The sequence below is a fragment of the Anaerobacillus sp. 1_MG-2023 genome, assembly GCF_030547345.1.
Taxonomy (GTDB): domain Bacteria; phylum Bacillota; class Bacilli; order Bacillales; family Guptibacillaceae; genus Guptibacillus; species Guptibacillus hwajinpoensis_B.
This window is the reverse complement of the sequence record NZ_JAUORD010000014.1, coordinates 43,448-66,531: the sequence shown is the minus strand read 5'-3', so window position 1 is coordinate 66,531 and position 23,084 is coordinate 43,448. Positions and strand designations below refer to the sequence as shown.

General features: G+C 38.5%; 26 protein-coding genes and 1 pseudogene. 16 read left to right on the top strand and 11 right to left on the bottom strand.

Annotation, left to right across the window (positions count from 1 at the left end):
* Positions 1-110: 110 nt before the first annotated feature.
* Both Q4550_RS19515 and Q4550_RS19510 read left to right on the top strand, forming a co-directional pair.
* The gene (locus Q4550_RS19515) at positions 111-1,034 is read left to right on the top strand and encodes a peptidoglycan-binding protein (RefSeq protein WP_303535378.1); all 924 of its coding nucleotides are present in this window, start codon (positions 111-113) and stop codon (positions 1,032-1,034) included.
* 182 nt (positions 1,035-1,216) lie between these two features.
* Positions 1,217-1,858: a YczE/YyaS/YitT family protein gene (locus Q4550_RS19510; protein WP_303535377.1), complete on the top strand. Its 642-nt coding sequence runs from the start codon at positions 1,217-1,219 to the stop codon at positions 1,856-1,858.
* 79 nt (positions 1,859-1,937) lie between these two features.
* On the opposite strand, the gene Q4550_RS19505 is transcribed toward Q4550_RS19510, so the two are convergent.
* The 4 genes from Q4550_RS19505 to proB all read right to left on the bottom strand — a co-directional run bounded on the left by Q4550_RS19505 (position 1,938) and on the right by proB (position 7,378).
* The gene (locus tag Q4550_RS19505; RefSeq protein ID WP_303535376.1) at positions 1,938-3,275 is read right to left on the bottom strand and encodes a DUF2252 domain-containing protein; all 1,338 of its coding nucleotides are present in this window, start codon (positions 3,273-3,275) and stop codon (positions 1,938-1,940) included.
* A 260-nt stretch (positions 3,276-3,535) separates the two neighbouring features.
* Positions 3,536-4,645, bottom strand: coding sequence for an oxidoreductase (locus Q4550_RS19500; protein WP_303535375.1), 1,110 nt, complete (start codon positions 4,643-4,645; stop codon positions 3,536-3,538).
* A gap of 153 nt (positions 4,646-4,798) precedes the next feature.
* A complete protein-coding gene (locus Q4550_RS19495) occupies positions 4,799-6,064 on the bottom strand; it encodes a glutamate-5-semialdehyde dehydrogenase (protein ID WP_303535374.1) in 1,266 nt (421 codons plus the stop codon).
* Positions 6,065-6,235: 171 nt separating this feature from the next.
* The gene (gene proB / locus Q4550_RS19490; protein ID WP_194219151.1) at positions 6,236-7,378 is read right to left on the bottom strand and encodes a glutamate 5-kinase; all 1,143 of its coding nucleotides are present in this window, start codon (positions 7,376-7,378) and stop codon (positions 6,236-6,238) included.
* A gap of 415 nt (positions 7,379-7,793) precedes the next feature.
* Between proB and Q4550_RS19485 the strand changes: the two genes are divergently transcribed.
* Positions 7,794-8,354, top strand: a complete 561-nt coding sequence (locus Q4550_RS19485; protein WP_303535373.1) for a methyltransferase family protein — start codon at positions 7,794-7,796, stop codon at positions 8,352-8,354.
* Positions 8,355-8,534: 180 nt separating this feature from the next.
* The gene (locus Q4550_RS19480; protein WP_303535372.1) at positions 8,535-9,827 is read left to right on the top strand and encodes a DUF2254 domain-containing protein; all 1,293 of its coding nucleotides are present in this window, start codon (positions 8,535-8,537) and stop codon (positions 9,825-9,827) included.
* A gap of 33 nt (positions 9,828-9,860) precedes the next feature.
* On the opposite strand, the gene Q4550_RS19475 is transcribed toward Q4550_RS19480, so the two are convergent.
* Both Q4550_RS19475 and Q4550_RS19470 read right to left on the bottom strand, forming a co-directional pair.
* A complete protein-coding gene (locus tag Q4550_RS19475; RefSeq protein ID WP_303535371.1) occupies positions 9,861-10,466 on the bottom strand; it encodes a hypothetical protein in 606 nt (201 codons plus the stop codon).
* 11 nt (positions 10,467-10,477) lie between these two features.
* Positions 10,478-11,008, bottom strand: coding sequence for a sigma-70 family RNA polymerase sigma factor (locus Q4550_RS19470; RefSeq protein ID WP_303535370.1), 531 nt, complete (start codon positions 11,006-11,008; stop codon positions 10,478-10,480).
* Between the two features lie 285 nt (positions 11,009-11,293).
* Here Q4550_RS19470 and Q4550_RS19465 point away from each other — a divergent pair, with 285 nt between their 5' ends.
* The 4 genes from Q4550_RS19465 to Q4550_RS19450 all read left to right on the top strand — a co-directional run bounded on the left by Q4550_RS19465 (position 11,294) and on the right by Q4550_RS19450 (position 14,193).
* Positions 11,294-12,484: a DUF418 domain-containing protein gene (locus Q4550_RS19465; protein WP_303535369.1), complete on the top strand. Its 1,191-nt coding sequence runs from the start codon at positions 11,294-11,296 to the stop codon at positions 12,482-12,484.
* Positions 12,471-13,025, top strand: coding sequence for an HD domain-containing protein (locus tag Q4550_RS19460; protein ID WP_303535368.1), 555 nt, complete (start codon positions 12,471-12,473; stop codon positions 13,023-13,025). Before Q4550_RS19465 ends, Q4550_RS19460 begins: the two co-directional genes overlap by 14 nt.
* An 89-nt stretch (positions 13,026-13,114) precedes the next feature.
* A complete protein-coding gene (locus Q4550_RS19455; protein ID WP_303535367.1) occupies positions 13,115-13,555 on the top strand; it encodes a DUF948 domain-containing protein in 441 nt (146 codons plus the stop codon).
* 2 nt (positions 13,556-13,557) lie between these two features.
* The gene (locus tag Q4550_RS19450; RefSeq protein WP_303535366.1) at positions 13,558-14,193 is read left to right on the top strand and encodes a YtxH domain-containing protein; all 636 of its coding nucleotides are present in this window, start codon (positions 13,558-13,560) and stop codon (positions 14,191-14,193) included.
* Positions 14,194-14,300: 107 nt separating this feature from the next.
* Here Q4550_RS19450 and Q4550_RS19445 read toward each other — a convergent pair whose 3' ends face one another.
* The gene (locus Q4550_RS19445; protein ID WP_255622845.1) at positions 14,301-14,429 is read right to left on the bottom strand and encodes a hypothetical protein; all 129 of its coding nucleotides are present in this window, start codon (positions 14,427-14,429) and stop codon (positions 14,301-14,303) included.
* Positions 14,430-14,713: 284 nt separating this feature from the next.
* On the opposite strand from Q4550_RS19445, the gene Q4550_RS19440 reads away from it, so the two are divergent.
* Both Q4550_RS19440 and Q4550_RS19435 read left to right on the top strand, forming a co-directional pair.
* Positions 14,714-15,100, top strand: a complete 387-nt coding sequence (locus tag Q4550_RS19440) for a response regulator (RefSeq protein ID WP_194219160.1) — start codon at positions 14,714-14,716, stop codon at positions 15,098-15,100.
* A 111-nt stretch (positions 15,101-15,211) separates the two neighbouring features.
* A complete protein-coding gene (locus Q4550_RS19435; RefSeq protein ID WP_194219161.1) occupies positions 15,212-16,003 on the top strand; it encodes a TIGR00266 family protein in 792 nt (263 codons plus the stop codon).
* 62 nt (positions 16,004-16,065) lie between these two features.
* Here the strand turns inward: Q4550_RS19435 and Q4550_RS19430 are convergent, their stop codons facing one another.
* Positions 16,066-17,196 (bottom strand): DEAD/DEAH box helicase, encoded by a 1,131-nt coding sequence (locus Q4550_RS19430; RefSeq protein WP_303535365.1) that lies wholly within the window; start codon positions 17,194-17,196, stop codon positions 16,066-16,068.
* 297 nt (positions 17,197-17,493) lie between these two features.
* Between Q4550_RS19430 and Q4550_RS19425 the strand changes: the two genes are divergently transcribed.
* Entirely contained in the window at positions 17,494-17,742 is a 249-nt protein-coding gene (locus Q4550_RS19425; protein WP_226614886.1) for a hypothetical protein, read from the top strand.
* 376 nt (positions 17,743-18,118) lie between these two features.
* On the opposite strand, the gene Q4550_RS19420 is transcribed toward Q4550_RS19425, so the two are convergent.
* Complete coding sequence (locus tag Q4550_RS19420; RefSeq protein WP_303535363.1) at positions 18,119-18,574, bottom strand: divergent PAP2 family protein; 456 nt, start codon at positions 18,572-18,574, stop codon at positions 18,119-18,121.
* Between the two features lie 94 nt (positions 18,575-18,668).
* Here Q4550_RS19420 and Q4550_RS19415 point away from each other — a divergent pair, with 94 nt between their 5' ends.
* The 4 genes and pseudogenes from Q4550_RS19415 to Q4550_RS19400 all read left to right on the top strand — a co-directional run bounded on the left by Q4550_RS19415 (position 18,669) and on the right by Q4550_RS19400 (position 20,311).
* Positions 18,669-18,857 (top strand): hypothetical protein, encoded by a 189-nt coding sequence (locus Q4550_RS19415; protein WP_194219165.1) that lies wholly within the window; start codon positions 18,669-18,671, stop codon positions 18,855-18,857.
* A gap of 126 nt (positions 18,858-18,983) precedes the next feature.
* Positions 18,984-19,520: pseudogene (locus Q4550_RS19410) on the top strand (peptidoglycan recognition protein family protein); the annotation flags it as partial.
* 21 nt (positions 19,521-19,541) lie between these two features.
* A complete protein-coding gene (locus tag Q4550_RS24600; RefSeq protein ID WP_303535432.1) occupies positions 19,542-19,997 on the top strand; it encodes a peptidoglycan-binding domain-containing protein in 456 nt (151 codons plus the stop codon).
* On the top strand, positions 19,979-20,311 hold the full coding sequence (locus tag Q4550_RS19400) for an SDR family NAD(P)-dependent oxidoreductase (RefSeq protein ID WP_303535361.1): 333 nt from the start codon (positions 19,979-19,981) through the stop codon (positions 20,309-20,311). The genes Q4550_RS24600 and Q4550_RS19400 overlap by 19 nt, the downstream gene beginning before the upstream one ends.
* Positions 20,312-20,362: 51 nt before the next feature.
* Here the strand turns inward: Q4550_RS19400 and Q4550_RS19395 are convergent, their stop codons facing one another.
* Positions 20,363-21,499: a CapA family protein gene (locus Q4550_RS19395; protein WP_303535360.1), complete on the bottom strand. Its 1,137-nt coding sequence runs from the start codon at positions 21,497-21,499 to the stop codon at positions 20,363-20,365.
* Between the two features lie 126 nt (positions 21,500-21,625).
* Positions 21,626-22,174, bottom strand: coding sequence for an NTP transferase domain-containing protein (locus Q4550_RS19390; protein ID WP_303535359.1), 549 nt, complete (start codon positions 22,172-22,174; stop codon positions 21,626-21,628).
* Positions 22,175-22,351: 177 nt separating this feature from the next.
* Between Q4550_RS19390 and Q4550_RS19385 the strand changes: the two genes are divergently transcribed.
* On the top strand, positions 22,352-23,077 hold the full coding sequence (locus Q4550_RS19385; protein ID WP_303535358.1) for a Crp/Fnr family transcriptional regulator: 726 nt from the start codon (positions 22,352-22,354) through the stop codon (positions 23,075-23,077).
* Positions 23,078-23,084: the final 7 nt, after the last annotated feature.

Below are 23,084 nucleotides of genomic sequence, written 5' to 3'. Positions count from 1 at the left end.
ATTGGACTAAAATCACTGTGTTATATTTGCCTGTTATCATGTGGAACATGGGTGATTGAGAGATAAACAAACCAACACCAATATTAAAAACTCTCAGGAGGAATGTATACATGGTAGCTCGTAAAAACATTGTAAGAAACGTGGTTACATCCACAGCACTAGCTGGAATGATGTTTGCTAGTCCAGTAGTTTCAGAAGCGGCACTAGGAGATCAAACACTTTCTTATGGTGAAAAACACGGCGACGTTGTCGAGTTACAGGATGTACTGTCTGCCAAGGGGTATTTCAACTATGATGAATCTACAGGATACTACGGATCTATTACTGAAGGTGCTGTAAAGCAATTCCAAAAAGAGCACGGTCTTTCAGTTGATGGTATCGCAGGTCCAAATACATTTTCAGCAATGCAAAGCGTAAATAATGGACAAGCTATGCGTACGCTCGTTCAAGGTGATCACGGTCACCAGGTACAAGCACTACAAGAAGAGCTTGGCGGTTATTATAACTATACAGTAGACGGAATTTATGGTCCTATCACTGAACAAGCAGTTCGTGCGTTCCAAGCTGACAATGGTCTATCAGTAGATGGTATTGCAGGTAAGAACACGTGGTCTGTACTAAACGGTGGTAGTGCTCCAGCACCGAAAGAAACAGCTAATAAAGAAGCAGTACAAACATCTACTACTTCTAATTCCACGCCTGCAAAAGAATCAAACACTGAAAGTAAGTCTTCACAGGCAAGTGGACAAGAAATTCAAATGGAAGCAACAGCTTACACTGCTTTCTGTACAGGATGCTCTGGTGTAACAGCAACTGGTATTGATTTGAGAGCTAATCCAAATCAAAAAGTGATCGCTGTTGACCCTGATGTAATCCCACTAGGTTCTAAAGTATATGTAGAAGGTTACGGAGAAGCAGTTGCTGGTGATACTGGCGGCGCAATCCAAGGTAATCGAGTTGATCTATTCATGGCCGACCAACAAGATGCACTAGACTTTGGTCGTAAAACAGTTACTGTAACGGTAATGGACTAATTAAATAAAAGATAACTGCCTGGTTAAAAAATCAGGCAGTTTTTTTATCCTTAATGAAAGATACATAAAATAGAAGATGATCTTCAACTTTATAACCTAGTTTCCCGAGTGGTTTTTATGTTTTCTTTCTTATGATATAGTTTCAAAGGTTTGAAATTGTATTGTTTGAGAGGGGCTTTTCAATGCGAAATAAAATCATTCGGTGGAGTTTCTTTTTCGTAGGTCTCGCTGTTCTTGGTCTAGGGATTGCAATGACCATTAAGGGGAAAACATTTGGAATTGGTCCCTGGGATGTTTTTCACTATGGATTATTTAAGCAGTTTGGATTAACGATCGGAAGCTGGTCTATCCTAACTGGCTTTATTATACTAAGCTTCACTTCACTTTATACAAGGTCACTTCCGAAAGTGGGAGCCTTTCTAAATATGCTGTTACTGGGATTATTTATTGATTTCTTCTTATATGTTTTACCAGATCCTGAAACATTGCTGGCACAAGCCGTCATATTCATTGTCGGTGTTGTTGTGCTAGGTTACGGTATTGGTTTATATGTAACGTCTGGTCTCGGTGCTGGACCCCGCGATGGTATTATGTTACTCATTGTTGAAAAGACAGGTTGGCGCATTGATTGGGTTAGAAATGGTATCGAAATTACTGTGTTACTCCTCGGTTGGATGCTGGGAGGACCAGTTGGTATTGGCAGTATTATCATTGCTTTTATGCTTGGTAAGATCATTCAATTTGCGCTACCTCAGTGTAAAGCGTTACTAACAGCCATATTGCATTATCAACATCCTGTGTCATCTAATGAATCTTCTTATTGAGCTGATCAATGATTCAAAAAGATCAAAGAACAATAATCATAACAAAAAAGCCTACCAATAATATTTGGTAGGCTTTTTTCTATTCATTTTTCTCTTTAAGCCATTCTTTGAAAATAGTAAAATCTTTTTTTACGCGATTCTGATAAAAAGAGGCCCAGTGGTTCACTTCATTACGAAGATTTTCCCAAGTATCGATAACATTAAGGATTTCTGTTTCGCTATGATATGTTAAGTAGTGGTGATCGATATCAGAATCAGCACGTGCATGAATTTTGGCAGAAATCTTTGCCATCGTTGTAACAGTTTGTTTAAATTCAGGATAGTTTCGAATATGATCTGGTTCAATTTCAGCTGAGTAAGGTGATTTTTCTCGTACATAGAATTCTTTATCGTTTATCGTGATATAACCAAGGTGCGGATCTTGCTTATGATGCATCGCTTTTTGGGTCTTAATTACGCGTAACCCTTCATGTTTATTTGTATCCCAGAATGCTTGATCGTATGGAAAGAAATAAGCAGGAATAGGAGTACGAGCTTCTTTTGCTTCAAGGATAAGGTCAGTCATATGATCTTCCGTGTTAACACCTTGTACCAGAATAAGATAACGTTTAAGTCCAGTAGAGCCCACTCCTGCTCCAACAATCTCTACCATATCTTTTATTTCATAATGTCTCAGATTATTGTCCACTTCATCTTTTAAAGTGGTGGTATAGGAGCTCCATGCTGTTATGATTAAATTTTTCTCCGAATCTTCAAGTTCATTTACTTTATCCTTCTTACGGATAAATTGACGATTTCCATCGTTATTAATAAATGTTTGTTTCTCAAGTGCATCAGTAGAGGAGTGGGTTTCTAATTCTACTAATGTGCCCTTGATCGGACCTTCTGTATTTTGCTGGGTAAATTGAAGTTCAACTGGATTTACGTTTGCTTCTTCGAACTGTTGAAGTTGCTTTACGTAATTTTCTATATAGACACTAACCAAATTATCTTGATCTTCTTCTGAATAACCCAGATCTTCAGCATACAAACGTATACTTACAGCCATTCTGAGTAAATCGTACAAATAAGAACCTAGGTATCCTTCATCAAAATCATCTACATCAAAGACGTTTTCACCATCTTCATTTCGAAAAGCACTAAAGTTATCGAAATGAAGATCTCCCATTAACCAGGTAGGTTTATCACTTGGGGTGTGATAATGAAATGGAATTTGTGTTACATCATAGTAGTACAAATAGGCGCTGCCACGAAAGAAACTAAAAGGATTTTCGCTCATTTTTTGATATTTCGTTTTGCGCTCTCCTTTTGTAAGGTTCATCAATGTTGAATCAAATTGCTCAATAATCATTTGCAATGTTTGTTTCCGAAGGTAGCTTCTTGTGTTTTTAATGTGCTCTGTAGAAATGGATGACATGCTGCTTCCTCCTTAGTTTTGTTATATGCCCAGTGTACTTGAAGAAAAGATACGAGCAAAATAAAAGGTATTATAGTAGGGACCAGTTAGTTTAGTTAAGAAAGAACTTTGAATGACAAAGACTATGAATTGGAGAATCAAAGGCAAAAAAATGATTTCAATGATTTATATAATATGGTTGGTATCGATAGTCTGAGAGGTATTAATGGAAAAATGAAAAAAATCCCTCTCCACCAATTTGGAGAGGGAGGACTATAGAGTTAATTTCTGATGATCTCTTCTTTCAATTCATGTTCTTTAATATAAGCAAGCGGAAGAAGAGTACTTTCGAAATCGAATGGTTTTAACTCTTTTCCGGTTGAAAGACGGTTTGGATAGTCAGGGTTTGCGAGAGCGCTAGTACCAAGACTAACAAAATCACCTTCTTTGCTTCCGATAAGGTTACTTGCTTTATCTGGATCACCTAATTGTCCATTTGCGATCACTGGAATGGAACTGAAGGCTTTCGCTGCCGCAGCTAACGTTTTCGTTCCCTCTCCAAATGCAGATAGAGTTGCATCAGGTTCTGTGACGTGGATGTAATCAAGCTCTTTTTCTAGAATGGAGAAAATGGTTTTGGCAGATTTTTCGCCTTCAGGCCATTTATAAGCCGGGTCAGCAACTTTGATTTGAGATAAACGAATGCCAACTGTAAAGTCTTCTCCTACTTCATTTCGAACATCTTCAATCACTTCAACTAGAAGTTTCAGCCTGTTTTTAAGTGATCCACCATATTCATCGTTTCGATGGTTTAAATAGTCTGTTAAGAATTGGTCAAGAAGATATCCGTTGGCTCCGTGAATTTCAACACCATCAAATCCAGCTTCTTTTGCATGACGGGCAGCACTGATAAAGGAGTGTCTCACTTCCTTAATATCGTCGATCGAAAGAGGTGTTGGTGTATCAAAGTGACCTGATTCTCCATAAAAGCCAAGCTGTTCTCCTTTGGGAGGAATATTAGAAGGAGCAACAGTTACATCATAATATGCATTCCCTTGACTTTGTCCACCTGCATGCATCAGTTGGGCAATAATTGGAGTCCCGAACTCGTGAACGGCAGAAGTGATATTTCTCCACGTCTCAATGTGGTTTTTATTTGTTAACCCAGGCTGGTTAACATATCCCTGGCTATATCTTTCATCCGTATAGATGCCTTCAGTGATGATAGCACCAAAACCTCCTTTTGCAAAACGCTTATAATAATCCCGCATTGTTGTTGTTGCGCTTCCGTCATTTGTTGCCGTTATTCGTGTCATTGGAGCGACGATAAAGCGATTTTTTAATGAAATCTTTCCTAGCATTTCTGAAGTATATAAGTTTTCATATGTCATGATTATCATCCTCTCTTCTATCGTGTGTATGGAGCTATTATAAGGGGAAGCTTAAGATTACACGAAAGTTATGCTCAGTATAGTAGAATCTTCAATGGCTACTACTTCATAGAAAAAACCACCCTTTTCTTTAAAGGGTGGTCTAGAGTACGTTTATCTGATTTGTCCAGTACCTGTCATGCAATATTTAATCGTTGTTAAAGCAGGGAGACCCATAGGTCCTCTGGCATGTAGCTTTTGGGTGGAAATACCGATTTCCGCACCAAAGCCTAGAGCAGAGCCGTCTGTAAAGCGAGTAGATGCATTGTGATAAACTGCTGCTGCATCTACAAGACTGCGGAATAGGGATGCAGATTTGGCATCTTCTGTAATAATCGCTTCAGAATGCTTCGTGCCATACTTTTCAATATGATCAATTGCCTCTCCAGTGTTTTCGACTGTTTTGATTGCAATTTCGAGACCAAGGTATTCGTTACTCCAGTCATCTTCATCAGCAAGTACAGCATCTTTAAACGTGTTTACGATATGCTCATCACCATGAACTTTAATGTTATGATCAGCTAGTGATTTTTCAAGAACGTTCAGATTTTCTTCAAGCCATTTCTTGTGAACGATTAGTGTTTCAACTGCATTACATACAGCTGGCCGATCTGTTTTGGCATTAATCAAGATGTTTATTGCCTTCTCAGCTTCAGCTGACTGATCAAAATAAATATGACAGTTACCTACGCCTGTCTCTAGTACTGGGACAGTTGCATTGTTCACGACTGTATTAATTAGAGCGCCGCCTCCACGGGGAATTAGAACATCAATGTGTTCTTTCATCGTAAAGAGTTGACTCGTTGCTTCGCGATCAGTTGTAGCGATTAGTTGAACCGCGTCTACAGGGATTTTTGTTTTTGGAAGTGCTTCATGAATCACGCGAACAATTCCTTTGTTGGAATTAAGAGCGTTAGAACCACCTTTGAGGACGATAGCGTTTCCTGATTTAAGTGCAAGACCCGTCGCATCGACGGTTACATTTGGACGTGCTTCATAAATCATACCAATAACGCCGAGCGGGACGCGGACTTGTTCGACTTGCATGCCGTTATCAAGTGACCAATCAGAAATGACTTCTCCAACCGGATCTTCTAGCTCGGCCACTTCGCGAAGACCATTAGCAAAGTCTGCTACGCGTTCTTTAGATAAGCTTAATCGATCCATAAACGCTTCTGTAAATCCTTTATCTTTACCGCGCTCAAGGTCTTTCTTGTTTTCATTTAGGATATAATCTGTTTCTTTTTCGAGCTCATCAGCAATAATCAATAGTGCCTGATTTTTTTCCTCAGTTGTAAGCAAGGAGAGGGCTTTGGAAGCCACCTGTGCTTGCTTTGCTTGTTCTTTTACATTTACTTTAATCGGATCTAGAGTAGTCATCAAACGCCTCCTATATTTTTTTCTTCTATTTTATCTCATACGTATTGGGCAGTAAAACGCTAATCTTAAAATATAGGTTCATCTAAATGACAAGATTAGAATTAACTGACCCTAAAGCTTTAATGAAGATCGATGAAGGGGAAAAACCCCTTACAATCATCGTTCTTTTTATTATGAACCGAGTGGAATAGCTAACTGATCGTGATAAACAAAATCATTAATATGAACGGCTTCTTTCACTGAAATATCGATAAGCTCAGATATTTCTTCAGTTGGAAGTCCTTTAATCATTTTCAAATGCTTGGAAGAATAGTTTGTAACACCAAGACCTATTTCTTCACCATCCATGTCCGTCAGTTTCACAACTGCCCCTGGCTTAAAGTGCCCGTGTACATAATGAACGCCTACAGGTTGAAGACTGCGTTCATGTTCAGAAATCTCAGAGCTTGCTTTATCAGTCACGATGACTTCACCTTCAGGACCTGAATTGAAGGCTATCCATTGTTTCTTGTTATCAAGCTCGGTTTGACCTTCTGGGGTAAAGTAAGTTCCAGTTGCTGTTTGATGCACAGCATTATAAATAATTCCTTTAGTTGTTGCGTTTCCAAGGAAAGAAGGTGTACCTGATGCCATAGCAATCTTAACTGCATCAATTTTCGATCTCATGCCACCAGTACCGACAGAGCTACCAGGTTCTCCGGCAGATTCTTCGATTTCTGGAGTAATTTCAGTTACGTGCTCTAACAGTTTAGCATCTGGGTTCTTTCTCGGATCTTCACTATACAGTCCATCTATATCAGAAAGAATAATAAGCTGATCGGCACTCACAAGTGCAGCGACTTTAGCTGAAAGGGTATCATTATCTCCGAATTTTAGACGTTCAACTGTTACAGTATCATTTTCATTAACAATTGGAACGATTCCACGTTCTAAAAGTACATTAATAGTGTTTCTTGCGTTGTTGTATCTTTTCCGATCAGAAAAGTCACTGCGCGTAATCAGAATTTGTGAAGCAGTGTAGCCGTGAGATATGAAACGTTCTGAGTAAGCTTCCATTAACAGTCCCTGACCGATTGATGCAGCGGCCTGTTTTTCTGAAAGTGATGTTGGACGTTCTAAGCATCCTAGTCTGCGATATCCAGCAGCTACTGCGCCAGAAGATACAAGAAGTACTTCATGTCCTTCATCTTTAAGCATTACAATGTCATCTACTAGTCGTTCAAGTTTTCTTCGGCTAATGTCTCCGAGTCTGCTCGTTAAAGAGCTGCTTCCGATTTTAATTACGATTCGTTTCTTTTCGTCGTTTAGATTCATTATTTCACTCCTATATAACTTGCCGTTAAATGTGTGATTGCTTTAATCAATTGACTCTATGAGTATAACAAACGCTTATGTGCTGACAACAAGACTTGCCCAAATAGTCCGAATAAGTGGAGAATAACTAAGAATATGGACGATGTTTGCTCTAAACTCGTTTAACATACGCTTAGAAGATGAGAGGCTTGCTCACCACTCCATATAAGAAGTGAAAAACATGAATTGTTTACAATAATATCCATTTTATTCGCGAAGCTGTATAAGTATAGTGGAGTACTTTTGCTTAATGTAAGGGTTTTCATTTGTAGAATTGTATAAAGTGACTGTTTTATACAAAGCCCCTATCTATGTCAGACGGTAAGGATTGAAGTCTGGTATACTGCTGATTAAGGTATAATAAAGGGGGAGCGCCATGAGTGTAATTGATGTATTATTCATTCTGCTTTCGGTTTTATGGGTGAGTGAATTTATCATGAAACGAGGAAAGAAAAACACAGAAACCTCTTCTTCTGAGAAGCGGTCCTTTGTTTTTATTTTGTTAGCGATCTCTGGTGTGATTATAGGAACGCTCTATTTTAGTGGGGTTGGTCTATTCACATTTCAAAACAACATATTTAATCAAGTTTTTGGGCTCTTTCTTTATGGAAGTGGGATTGTATTAAGATATTGGGGTATTCAAGAACTAGGACGCTTTTTTTCTAGAAACGTAGTGGTAGAAAGCAAAGTAGATCTTGTTAGTTCTGGTCCCTATCGTTTATTACGCCATCCACTATATACTGGACTTCTACTGATCATGATAGGATTTCCATTATACATAGGCACGTGGGGCGGCATTTTACTATCCATTCTACTCATTGTCCCGGCTCTCTTATACCGTATCCGGATTGAAGAAAGAATGCTCTACATGTCAGTTGGGGAAACTTATCACGAATGGGGGAAAGATAGATATAGGATTCTACCGTTCATTTATTAAAAGTTATGTTCATGGTTTGCGTTCATTTTGCCACCATTCGGATCATCAGAAGAGCATGAAGTATATTACAAAGCACGGCTACTCACATGGGATATTAATCCATCATTAAATATTGGGATTAGCTCAAATGAATGAGGGAACAAGAAAGAGATGACACAATAGTGAAAGAGGATTTTGCACATGAATTTTTCTAAGACATCGATTAATTTACGCAACAGCTTCTGGTTCCTTCCAGTCGTATATGGCATCATATCTATCGTAGTTGTCGCTCTTAGTACTTGGATTGACATTATGTACATTTCGCAACTGGATGGAACAATTCCAAAACTATTTCTAGCTACCGAGAAAATCGCTCAGGCACTATATGCACCGTTAATTACGGCTATATTAACGATGACAACCATTTCATTTTCATCTATTATGGTTGTGCTGACAACCTATTCTTCACAGTTCTCACCGAGGGTGTTACAAGATTTTATTTCTGACCGCTTTACACAGCACGTGCTAGGTGTTTTTGTGGCAGGATTTATCTTTGCCCTTGTGAACATGCTTCTATTAACTGGTAAGGACGGTCGGATTATCTTATCACCTCTCTTAACAGTGATCCTTGCGATTGCGTGTTTATTGTTCTTTGTATTGTTTATTCATCATTCGGCTACTTTCGTTCAGGTCAACAATCTGATTGAAAAAATCACGCGCAGATCGCTATACCTTGTAGAAAGTAAAAATGAATTACATGAAGGCGAAACTTTTGAAAAGTGGGATAGATGGGAAGAAGAAGAGCTAAAAGAAGAGGCTGGTATACCGATATACAGTAAGAAAATGGGCTACATTCAGCGAATACCTTACGCTAAACTAGTTAACTTGGCTACTAAATATGAAAGTATACTAAGACTAGATGCAGATGTAGGAAACTATGTACAAAACGGGTCTAGGATTGCCACGATTTGGGCCAAAGATGCTTCTTCGGTTTCATCAAGTGACATATTAAATATCATTGCAATTGGAACAGAGAGAATAAATGACCAAGACTTAGAATTTTCAATTCAAAAACTAGTTGATATTGCTCTTAGGGCTATTTCTCCCTCTGTTAATGATCCTCACACAGCTGTGAACTGCACGAATCGAATTGGTACAATTCTCGCCAAAATTGGCCATACGTATGAACCTAAGGAAGCGTTTTTTGATGAGAAGAGAAATTTACGTGTATTAACTACGCCTAAGCCTTTCTTTCAATATCTTTATAAGGCCTTTTATCAGATTAGACACTACGGTAAAGACGATGTATCCATGTTAAATGGTATACTGGATGCACTTATTTTAACCGCGGATGGTCAACGCAAAGAAATTAAAGCAGATGTTCAGAGATTCCATCAATACTTACTAACAAGTATTGATCTCGATGAACTTCCTGATCTTGATCGGGAGTTTCTATTAAATACTTCCCGAGTATTAGATGACACATGCAAATAGTTAATAAAGGCTCCCGTTTCAAAACGGGAGCCTTTAATTTTGCCGCTCAACATGGGCGAGTGTTTCGTCAGGTAGTTTAAATTGTTCAAGGACACTACTTTCTTGATTGCGAATTACAAAGTTTAATGGAAGACCGGTTTCTGGTTCAATCCAGATACTGAAAGTCATCTTGTCAAAATATCCTTCTGTGATTTTACCTTGAACAAGAACAGTGGAATGAGTTCCATAGGTAGCGCTATGATTGGTGATCTTCCAGTTACGCTGATTTTCTAAGTACGAATGGGCAATAGAGCGAACTTTTTCCTGATCCTTCTGTATATCAATCATTTCTGTAGAGGCAAGGACATTTTCATATAACATTTCTTTTGTAAGAGAATGTTCACTAACGCTAACAGAACTATTCTTAGGTAAAAGGCCAACTTCAGATGCTGCAAATAGTCCAGTGCTAACTACTAGGAAAAGAAGAGTAAGGTAAGTTAGTGCAATAGGAAAAAAGTTTTGTAGAGATTTTATCAGATTGAATCTAGAAATGGATGTATCCTTAATTCTTCTTCGAATATGATCTTTATGAGTATGATCGAAGGTGACAGCTTTTGTATCGATCATTCGCGAACGAAGGTCTTTCAATCGTTTGTCCATTGTCACCCTCCTTAGTACATTTCTTTAAGTAGCATCCTGGCACGCCGTAATCTTGTTTTAACCGAGTTTTCTTTAATTGATAACAAATCACTGATTTCTTGAACCTTTAAATCCTCAAAGTAATGAAGAAAAATGACTTCTCGATATTTGGCTGGAAGTTTAAGAACATTTGTAGTAAGTTCTTTATTTTCTTCTGACCCAATTAAGGCCATGTCAGGTTCAGAGCTGCTATGTTTAAATGTATTTAATAAGGATTGAGCAAACACAATATTTCGATAAGACCAGCTTTTGAGTACGTCTTTACATTTATTCGCAGTTATAGTTAATACCCAGGATTTGAGTGAGGCTTCCATATTAAAAGTATCTAATTTTGTATAGCAAGCAATAAAGACTTCTTGTGCAACATCTTCCGCTTTTTCTTTGTCTTTTAAATAACTGAAAGCAAGCCAAACAACACTTTCACCGTATTCATCCATTATCATTTCAAGGACCGCTTCCTTATTGGTAAGGTCAAGATATTCTGTTGGTTCTTTGTTCCCCAAGGTTGCGCCTTCCTCCTTCGGCCCTTCAAACAAAAGACGATCTGCATGCGCGAAGGGTTTCATATAGTAATGTTTCCATAATTTGTGTGTGTGTTTATTATAGAATAGTTTGATGTAAACTGGGTAGATTTTCCTTGAAATATATTCAAAATGTCTTATTTGAGAATAGAAATTCATGCTGGTCATCCTTCTAATATCTGATAAGAAGAGTCAAAAGAAGGAGAACGCTGTGATGATGTGGAACGATTTCTGAAAGGAAAAGAACTCAAGTAAAGGATGAATGAAATGAAGAATGCAGCCCTAAATCCTACAAGTACAAGTGATCGAATTAAATCTATTGATGCCATGCGTGGTTTTGCTTTGCTTGGTATTTTTTTTGTTAACATGGTCGATTTTCATTCTCCATGGATGTACGTTGATAAAATAAACTACTGGGGTGATCAATGGAATCAGCTTGTCATGAACCTTATTGATTTTTTTGCACAAGGCAGTTTCTACCCGTTATTTTCTTTCTTGTTTGGGTATGGTTTTATTATTCTACAAAATCGAGTAACATCACGTGGCTCTAGATTTCTTCCTATAATGCTAAGACGCTTGCTATTCCTATTTATCATTGGAATCTTTCATTTTGTTGCCATTTGGCATGGAGATATTCTATTTACGTATAGTCTATGTGGCTTGTTGCTACTCTTCTTTATTCGAATGGAAGGGAAACGACTATTGCAAATAGGTCTGGGATTATGGTTGTTTTATGCCGTCATATTCTTTCTCTTGTTGCTACCGTTTAATATGGCTGACTTAACATCGCATGACTCGGAAGCGATAAGAAATTCGATTTTGGTGTATGGTTCGGGAAGCTATATTGAGATTTTAAATGAACGAGTTAGTGATTGGTATTATGTAAATGGAGGAGTAAGTGGCGTTTTTCTTCTATTTTCTATTTTTCCTTATTTTTTAATAGGGGCAGCTTTTGCGAAAGAAGGATGGTTCAATGGGAATCGCATTCAGTTATTATTAGTGAAAAAGTTACTCATTATCGGCTCACTAGGATTCTTGGTGAAGTTAACGCCTTTTGTTTTTGAATCTTACGCCTTTACGCATCTTCAGGATAGTCTCGGTGGACCACTTGTTTCACTCTTTTATATGGCGGCAATCTCCCTAATTTATTATTCAGGAAGAAGTCTTAAACCGCTTGAATGGGTAGGGAAAATGGCTCTTACGAATTATTTAATGCAATCTATTGTTAGTACGCTTATTTTCTACAATTATGGATTAGGTTTTTATGGAGAAACAGAAGTAAGCACGGGGGTTCTTATATTAATTTGTATTTTTCTTATACAAATCGGCTTCAGTAGAGTCTGGCTATCTAAATTTAAGTATGGACCAATCGAATGGATTTGGAGAATGGTGACTTATCAAAGGCGATTCCCGTTAAAACGTGATCAGAAAGAAGGAATTGTATATGAAAATCATTGAGAAAGCAGTCGAAATAGCAGCATTGGCTCATGATGGCCAATATAGGAAAGTATCAACACTCCCTTATCTTTCCCACCCAATAACAGTTGGATTCTATTTAATGGAATCAGGAGCTTGTGAAGAAACGATTGCAGCAGGAATTCTTCACGATGTGATAGAGGATACGTCAATGACGTATGAAATGTTGAATGAAGAGTTTGGTCAAGTTGTGGCGAATTTAGTAGCGGCGTGTTCTGAAACTGATAAGCAATTAGAATGGGAAAAAAGAAAGGAACATACGATTGAAAAGATGAAGAAAGCGCCATTTTCAGTAAAACAAATCACTTGTGCTGATAAACTTCACAACTTAACGACAATCAAACAAGATTATGATCAAGTAGGAGAACAAATTTGGCAGAGGTTTAACCGTGGTCGAGAAAAGCAAAAGTGGTATTATGAGTCGATTTACAATAGTTTACTAGAAGGCCTCTCACCTCAAGAGGCTCAATTTCCTTTATTTAGTAGGCTGAAAACAACTATTGAAGAAGTGTTTTTAGTATAAAGTTATTTTACGGCTCGTTAATTTTATGATTATATTTCCTGCTCTAGGGTATTGGTAATTATATTCAAATAGAAGTAGGAGGCATCGTAATGGAAATTATTCTTTATGTAGCGGTAGCTATTATCGCAATCGTGTTCGCAGTATTAAGCGTATTTTTAATTAAAGTGTTGAAATCTACTGAAAAAACTCTTTCTAACACAGCAGAAATGATCGATTCTTTACAAGGGCAGATCAATGGATTATCGAAAGAAACCACAATGATGTTGCATAAAACAAATGTACTTGCTGATGAAGTTCAATCAAAGGTCGGTCAATTCTCACCAGTGTTTGAGTCAGTTAAAGAAACAGGAGATTCTCTTCAAAATTTATCACGCTCTTTTTCTAAGCTAAGCCACTCTGTTGAAAAAGGTGTTGAGTCGAAGCAGGGAAAAGCTGCAGAGGCGGCGAATTGGGGAAGTACTGCTCTGGCAATGTGGGAAAAGTATCGATTTAAGAAATCAAACATTCAATCTGTTAAGGAGGAAGGATAACGATGAAAGATTCAAAATCAAACCATGAGGTGAAGGTTGAACGCGAGCCAGCACCAGAAGGATATTCATCCTCAACTAGAGAAGTGATTCGTATTGATCGAACAGATCCAGTGAAGTCAGAAAGTCAGTTTAAAGGTCCGGCAATAGCTGCCATAGCAGGTAGTATGGTAGGAGCAGCAGCTGGTGTTCTGCTTGCACCAAAGGCTGGAAAAGAGCTTAGAAATGATATTAGTGATAGTGTGACAAAGGCAAAAGATAAAAGTGTAGAAGTATCAGGTAACATGAAAAATAAATCGTGCGCTTTTGCTCAATCCGTCAAAACTAAATCAAATGACATTGTGGACAAAGTGAAGAATCGCAAAGGTGAGAAAGAAACACCTGCTGCAGAGGAAGAAGCATTAGTAAGCGGTTATTCAATCAAGCGAGCAGCAGAGTTAGACGAGTCGGAAGTTCCAATGTCTACAGTCGTTAATCGCGATATCGAAAAGATAATCGTCGAAACAGAAGGTACTGAAACGTTTGATGATGTGATTGAACGTGATGTAGAAAGAACTCTTGAAAGAGATCCAGACAATCCCGAAACGTTAGACGAAGCAGCTGAAATGGAACTGAAGAGAACTTATCGCAAGCGTAAATAAAATAAATAATGAACAACCGCCAAACGGCGGTTGTTTCATTGATGTAGAAAAGCAGATAGGCGCATATGCGCCTATCTGCTTTTCTAGCTTTATAGTTAAATTATGGTCTATGAGGGATGGATTGAATTCACTTTTGTAGCTTCTCTTACAACATTTCTTGCTTCTGATGCCTCTCGATGATCTTTCATAGCTTTGTTCTCAATTTCTTTAATCGTCTGGATTGTAGGACCAGTCATGGTTAGATATACCCTCCTCAATTTGTTCTAGTAAACTCTTCCCCTGTCTCATAAAATAAAACGAAAAATCAGTAAAAAGTTGTAAAATGGTAAAAAAGAACGTCTGTCTTCTATAATGCGCTTACATTTCTTGATAATGAACGTTTGATAGGGCGAAAATGTGCGAGATTTGTAATCTCGTGACTAGTTTCGACGAAGTTATTTTCAATCGGCTTTAGATGATGCACAATAATGATAGGAAGTCACATGATCTGAGACTATATCGCAAAAAAGGTGGGCATACGATGAAGAAGATATTAATTGTGGACGACCAGTATGGCATTCGAGTGTTATTGGGTGAACTATTTAAGAAAGAAGGGTATCAAACACTTCAAGCTGCGAACGGTTTGACGGCAATTGAGCTTTTTAAGCAGGAATGTCCTGATCTCGTAATCCTCGATTTGAAAATGCCCGGTATGGATGGATTAGAAGTCTTTAAAGCGTTAAAGAAGTTTGATGAAAAAGTTCAGGTTATTTTTATGACTGCATATGGTGAATTACAGCTCGTGCAAGAATTTATGAAACTAGGAGCAATTACTCATTTTGCTAAACCATTTGATATAGAAGAAGTTTGCCGAACAGTAAAACGCGTATCCCCGCTGGATGAAAAAGAAATGGCCCGTACAAAGTAAAGAGTGAAAAGCCTGTCTCCCTGTGGAGCAGGTTTTTTACTGTAAGGAATTCGAAACCTTTCATTATGTTAGAACGTATAGCTATCACTATAATAAAAGGGAGAGCTGTGAATGAACAACCACGAAATAGATTTTAAACTATATGGGGATGATATGCAGTTTGTAGAAGTTGAACTTGATCCAGGGGAAACCGTTATTGCTGAAGCAGGGAGCCTTATGATGATGGAAGATCATATTGAAATGGAGACTATTTTTGGCGATGGAAGTGGTCAACAAAGCGGGATAATGGGGAAATTATTTAGTGCAGGTAAGCGGGTTTTAACTGGCGAGAGTTTGTTTATGACAGCTTTTACAAATGAAGGAAAAGAGAAGAAGCATGTATCTTTTGCTTCACCTTATCCTGGGAAAATTATCCCCATGGATTTAAGTGAATGGGATAAGAAGATTATTTGTCAAAAGGATGCTTTTCTAGCTGCAGCAAAAGGCGTATCAGTAGGTATCGAGCTTCAGAAGAAATTAGGCACTGGTTTCTTTGGAGGAGAAGGGTTCATCATGCAGAAGCTAGAGGGAGATGGTATGGCTTTTGTCCATGCTGGAGGAACGATCCACAAAAAGGAGCTTCAAATGGGGGAAACGCTTCGTCTTGATACGGGTTGTTTAGTGGCGATGACTGGAGAGGTGGATTACAATATCGAGTTTGTTAAAGGAGTAAAGACAGCTTTATTTGGAGGAGAAGGGCTGTTTTTTGTAACGCTTAAAGGGCCTGGAACCGTATGGGTGCAGTCACTTCCGTTTAGTCGTCTTGCAAGCAGAGTATTTGCAGCTATGCCTCAAACGCCAGGTGGAAGTAAGGGCGAGGGAAGCATGGCACGAGGTCTTTTCGATATGTTTAATGGGGATTAATAGAACCAAAAAGCGGTCTTTCATCGATAATTATCGATGAAAGACCGCTTTTTGTATTTTACTTAATGACGCTTACGAGATTTAGTAGTAGATGGTCTTGGCACGTTCTTTCTAGTGAGTTCAAGATCTAGCTTTTGGGTAATTTTCTCAAGATACTTTTCTTCACCAGGGAGCAATAGCGTGACAACTGAACCCTCTTTCCCCATGCGTCCTGTTCGTCCTGAGCGATGCAGGTATGTTCTTGCATCTTCAGATAAATCATAGTGGAAAACATGAGTAATATTATCGATGTCTAGTCCTCTTGCAGCAAGGTCAGTTGTTATAAGCAATTGGATTTGGTCATTACGGAAACGATTTAATACATTCTTTCTTTCCGTTTTATTTGTCGAACTATCTAATACATCGAATGAAATTTTCTTAGTTGCAAGAATGTCTTTCAATCGAGAGAGGTAGTTACTGTTGTTAACAAAGGCTAGCGCTTTTACACCGTCTTTACGAGCTAGCTTCCGCAGTAATTCTGGCTTCTCTCGTCGATTTGTCACATAGTAACTGTGGTCAATCGCTTTTTTGTCTTCTGCTGTAGCCTTGATGCTTAAGACGGATGGATTATCAGATAGTTTCTTTGCCTGCAATAGCACTTTATCACTGAGCGTGGCAGAGAAGAAAAGGAGCTGACAATCTCTAAGTGCAGATTGACAAATATAGGAGACATCTTCAAAGGTAGACGGATGTAGCACTTGATCAGCTTCATCGGCTACAAGGGTTCTTACTTCGTTCATTTTCAATTTCTTCATATCAATTAGCTCAGCAATCCTATTGGGTGTACCAACAATGAGCTGGGGGTGCTTCTTAAGTTTGTCTAACTGTCGTTTAATAGCAGCTCCCCCAATCATTGAAGCAGCTGTCATGTTACTGCCCTTTAGGAATTGTTGAGAAACTTCAAAAACCTGCATGGCGAGTTCTCGCGTAGGAGCAAGAATAATAGCCTGTGTATTTTTTTTATCTGGATCAAGCATTTGCATTATCGGTAAAAGATAAGCAAGTGTTTTTCCAGTGCCGGTTGGAGCTTCAACTAGTAAGTCTTCTCCGTTCAAAATCCGAGGGATGGCTTGTTCTTGAACCATTGAGAAATTACTAAAGCCGGCAGCTTGCCAGTTTTCAGAAAGAAAAGGGTGTTGATCAAACATTGTCATATCGTTACTCCTTTATTATCGTATATAGTTGGCCACAGGGGGCTTCTGTTAAATGTCGTATCAGTACTTTATGTCGTTAACACTATCATGATTGGTGCACTTTTGTAGTGTTTCATCTTATTTTAACATAGTAGCCGTAGTTCAATACTTTCTCTCTTTACCTAGCTCTATGGTTTTACCACAATAAACACCGGGGAATAAATAATGACCAGTGCAATATTTCACTATTGATCAGATTCCTTTCATGTTTTGTTGCTTATTTAGAGGGAATGATTAGGAGAGAAGGAGGTAATGAACGTGAACGGATATTTACTTAGAAAAATGTCAGTATACACATTACTAGCAGGTATTGTGGCCGCTATATTCATTGGTATTACCCTTGGAGAAAACTTACCAAATTATTCAACTATTGAAGAACCTTATCCAATGCGCTGGATTATTGCATTAGGTGCATTTGGTGTTAGTGGAATTATTTCATCCATCCTCTATACTGGAGGCGTGATTGCCGACATCATTGTTAGAAAAGATGAAGGCAACTCTCTATAAATTGATAAAGAGCGCATCGCTTAGATGCGCTCTTTATCAATTTATATAACGATCGTTATTTATTAACAGTAACTCCTTCATTGCCGCGGTAAACATACCATAGAGATCTGTTGATCTCTCAAACAACGAAAGCCCTACCTCTCTTCCATCCTTACGGCTCCGAAGCCGCGCCAGTGTGAGTGAGGAGGATCAACAGCAATTGTAGTATGGCCATTAACTTGATACAAGCCAATTAGAATCATGCTGTTCATACCTTTCCAGTTATGAATTTTAGTTCTCCTTATTTTAAAGGAGCTAGTTGTTAATATCGGGTTTTTGTTACCCCAACTACACATTATACACGCTTGAGAAGTATTGTCAACTTTTTATTTGTTAATTATTTCCTCGAGAAATAACCTATTAACCCAAGGCCAATCCCTAGCAAAGCACCACCGGCCACTTCAGCAGGCTGATGACCTAGAAGTTCATTGAGTTCAACATCTCGTCTCGCGTGAAATAAATCAGGATAGTGCCCCGATAATAGTTCGAAGTCTTCATCTAGGTCATTGACCAATCGAGCGATCTCGCCCGTATGTCGTCGAATACCCTGTGCATCATACATGACGATCACTCCAAATACGACAGCCAGTGCTGTTTCGACAGAGCTTTTTCCTGTTTTTAATGCTGTGTAAGTAGCTAAAGCAGAAACACCTGCAGAATGAGAACTTGGCATTCCTCCCGTTTGAAAGAAAGGGTGCCAATCCCAATGTCCCGATTTCGCTTTATGTGTTACTATTTTTAACCCTTGTGCTAGCAGGATCGCTGATAAAGCTGTATTCATTCCCTGATTCATTTTGTGTTCACCTCATCGTTATTCTGGCAAAAAAAGCACATGATTATGACGTCTATCGGAGAAATTATGTAAAAAGGGGAAAGGAGGACTTCATATGAACATAACGCGTAGAGAAGCAGAAATGATTCGAACAGCTCTATCAACGTTAATTGATGATAACAACAAAGAAACATATGCAGGGATATTAGAAAAATTGGTGCTCACTCCGACTCTTTATCAATTTAGTGATTGGGAAGGGTTTATGAATGATCGTCTAATTGATAACGAAGAATCAATAAATTAGTCAGGGCTACTCAGCACCTGACTAATTTTATTTGATAAGACACAAAGAAGCGAGCCAGATAAGATTTGTTTACATATGATGGATATTAGAGAGGAGGGGGGAAGAAAAGAAAGGGAGAGTGAAATAATGGCAAGTAATTCAAAATATACAATTACTAGAGACTATATCGATAAAGGCAAGTCCAGACCAAAAGAAAAAAATGATGGAATTAGCTTTATTGTCGCTCATGATACAGGTAATCCAGGTTCAACGGCATACGTAAATCGAGCCTATTTTGCTAAAAATATTATCTCAGCGTCTGCTCATACGTTTATTGATGATTCGATTATTCTTGAAATCATTCCATTAACTGAAAAAGCATGGCATGTACGTTATGTAACGGAAAAGGACAATCTTCTTTACAATGGAGATGCGAACGATAAGGCGATCGGTGTGGAACTTTGTTGGGGAGGAGGTATATCCTTTATAGAGGCCTATGACCGCTATGTTTGGTACCATGCTTATTTATGTGATAAATATAAACTCGATCCTGAATCAGATATAGTTGCCCACTCAACACTTGATCCAACACGTAGAACAGACCCTGAGAATGCATTAAATCGCTATGGAATTACATGGTCGACTTTTATTGAAGATGTAACAGGCGTTTGGAAAAACTTTAAAGAAATAAGTAGCCCTGGGAAGGTGAAATCTACTACTAGCACACTTATTGTTAGTGCAGGTGATCGTGGGAAAGAAGTTGAGAGAATTCAAGACCTTCTCATTCGTGTAGGAATGGACCTGCGTGAATTTGGGGCGGACGGTATTTTTGGAAGAGAAACACAGGAAGCAGTTGAGAAGTTTCAGCGATTAACAGGTCTAGTGGAAGATGGGATTGTTGGTCCCAAAACACTTGGTGCGTTGAAGCGAGCTCCAAAAGGTGGGTTCTCTATGAATGCTCCAGTAAGACCTTACCCTGGTCGATATGTGATGAATGGCGATCGTGGCAAAGATGTAGAAGCCGTTCAACGAGCGGTTAATGTGAACCCAGATGGTATCTTTGGACCCGCAACTGAAAAGGCTGTAAGGGCTTATCAGAAAAGAAAAGGATTATCAGTAGATGGGATTGTTGGTCCAGATACATGGAATATGCTTTTTTAAGTAACGCATTGAGAACCTCCATCGCAGCTCTTCCAGCTTACAATGCAACAGAGGCAGGTATCGTCTCACTATCGAAATCATTGGCAAGTCGTTATGCGAAGCGGAAAATACGTGTGAACGTTATTTCGCCAGGACCAATTGATACCCCTCTTGCTCGGAAGTTATATGGCACAGAGGATGGGTTTCAGAAAGCCTATAAACAACATCCTAGAGGGTCATTTGGAACGCCTCTTGAAATCGCAAAAGTGGTTTACTTTCTATCAAGTGAGGACGCAAGTTATATTAATGGTCATAATCTTGTTGTTGATGGTTGATATACCCTATCGTAGAAAAAAGCCCGTTATCGTTGACAACGGGCTTTTTTCTTATGGTTTTGGAACCTGTAAATCTGGCATCCACTGCTTCATATGAAGATTCATTTCATTTAATAAATCAGGTTTCACTTCACTTAGCAGGTGGACTTTATACTCATTATCTACATAAGTTGGTGTAAATGCTGGGGAAGTGATTGAGAGCATAGAGTTTCCTCGGAAATTCTTTTTGATGAATTGAACCTCAAGAATGCCTCCGATATCTTTGTAATCCCCTTTTTGACCTGACCAAAAATTACCTAGTGAATAGGCAACCAATACATTGCGTTTGTCCTTTGTTTCAATCCATTCTAACGGCTGGAGAACGTGGGGGTGATGACCTAAAATCAGGTTTGCTCCCGCTTCAGCTACATAAGAACTAAGTTCTAGCTGGTTATTGTTTGGATAGCGTTCATATTCATTTCCAAAGTGTAAGCTTACAACTACCCCATCCGCTACCTTTTTGGCTTTTTGAATATCTTGAGTTATGAGTTGTTTATCAATATAGTTCACGAGATAAGGTTTATTTCCAGGAGGGCGGAGGCCATTGGTTCCGTAAGTATAGGAGAGAAAAGCCAGCGTTATCCCATTATGTTCAATCGTTCTAATGATAGTGCGATCTTTTTTTGAAACATAACTTCCTGTATAAAGAACTTCGATTTTGTTCCAATGTTTAATCGCATTTTGGATGGCTTTTTCTCCTCGGTCTAAAGTATGGTTGTTCGCCATCGATACAATATCTACTCCGGAATTTTTAAGTGTGTCCCCAACTTCTGTTGGACTATTAAAAGAAGGATAAGATGAAAGGCCGATTGATGTCCCGCCGATGACGGTTTCTTGATTGGCGATCGTAATATCAGATTTCTTTAATTGGTTTTGAACATCTTCAAGCATTGGATTAAAGTTAAATCCATTGCCTACTACTGCCTTTTCATAAACTCGGTCGTGAATGAGTATATCTCCCACCGCCGAAAGCGTTAAGGAAGCATTCTTAATAGCTGTATTCTCCTCAGTTTGTTGAGAGATGTTCCGATAGGTCGTGAGCAGCTCAGACGGCTGCTGAGGTTCAGTTTCATTTTGTGTAGAAAGCACAACTATGAGACCAGCCACAATAAAGAAAAGTATTCCAACAATAACGGATGTTTTTTTCATTAAGTTCACCCATATCCATATGTATATGATTAATATGACATTAGTTTGCATCACCGTTATATTATCACCTTTTGATGAGAAAAGCATGTTCCTATCAAAAGGATAGACATGGTGAATTCACCATGTCTATTGGGGCGTATGATGTGATCGGATTTTATAGTCTGAATTAGAGCTCACTGAAACGGTCTGAATGTTTTCTAGAAAAGTAGACAGAGTGGTATCTTCTTGTTGAAGTAACTTCGTTAAGGTTGCTTTTGTACTTGTCCTATAGACGCCCTGTAGAGGTTTAAGTGTCCCATCCACAAATGGAATTGCGCCATCTACATGATAGCGCAATACGTTTTTAATTAGTTTACTTGTCATAGATGCTGAAATGGAAAGTGTGTCTACTTCAATAACCCACGCTATTTCTGTTCTAGCGAGAGATAGTCCGGCATGCAATCCTCCTATAGGTCCCCTATTTGGATAAAAGTCCGTAATGATGCGAATATTTGTTGGCACGTGTGGTAGTAACTCTCTAGGATTATTTGTAACGATAATGATCTCATCTGCAATTTGACTCATTTTTTTGATCTGACATAAGATCCTTAGCTCATTATGATGTAGTAGAAGGGATCTATGGTGACCTTTTACATAATCATTAGGTCCTCCGGCTAAAATGATTCCTGTTAGCATGCTCATCACCTTCCAATTTTTTTGTTAACTTAAATGTAATATGGTTTAGGAAAATAAGGCTGTAAACAATGTCACATTTTTAAGAGAAAAATGATTAAGGTGTGATGTATATCACACTTAGAAGGAAGTGTAACTCTTATAATGATGTTAAGAGAAACATTATAGGAGGCGAAAATCATGAAAGTTACTTGTCCCATCTCCACTATGAATAAAGGGGGATACAATACACAGTCATTTTCAAAGGATAATTTTATTAAATTAGAGGAATTAATGTATGACCAGCAAGTTAAGCGTGGCGAAACGATTTATTGGGAAGGCAATGAATCGAATCATATATACTACTTGAAAAGCGGAGCAGTGAAACTTACGAAGAGTTCTGATGAGGGTAAAGATCTTGTACTTTATCATTTTCAAGCAGGAGATCTGTTTGGAGAATTCTATGATGATAGTCATGCGCAGAATAGCTTTAGTGCAGAAGCCATGACGGATTGTAGTCTAGGTATCATTCAGCAGAAAGATCTTGAAACAATTTTATGGCAAAATGGGGATCTTGCCATTGAATTTATGAAATGGATGGGCTATATGCAGCGTTTTACCCAAACAAAATTACGCGATTTGATGTTTTTTGGAAAGCATGGAGCACTCGCTTCAACTTTGATTAGAATCGCCAATACTTATGGGGTTGAAGAAGGACCAAGTATTCGTATGACTACGAAGTTTACAAATACGGAGCTTGCAGACTTGATTGGAGCAACTCGAGAAACGGTTAATCGAATGCTCAACCAGCTAAAGAAGGATGAGATTATAGCCTATGATGGGGGAGCAATCCTGATTGAAGATCTCGATAAATTGAAAGCCATTTGTCATTGCGAAGGCTGTCCAAAAAACATATGCAGGTTATAAGGCGTGA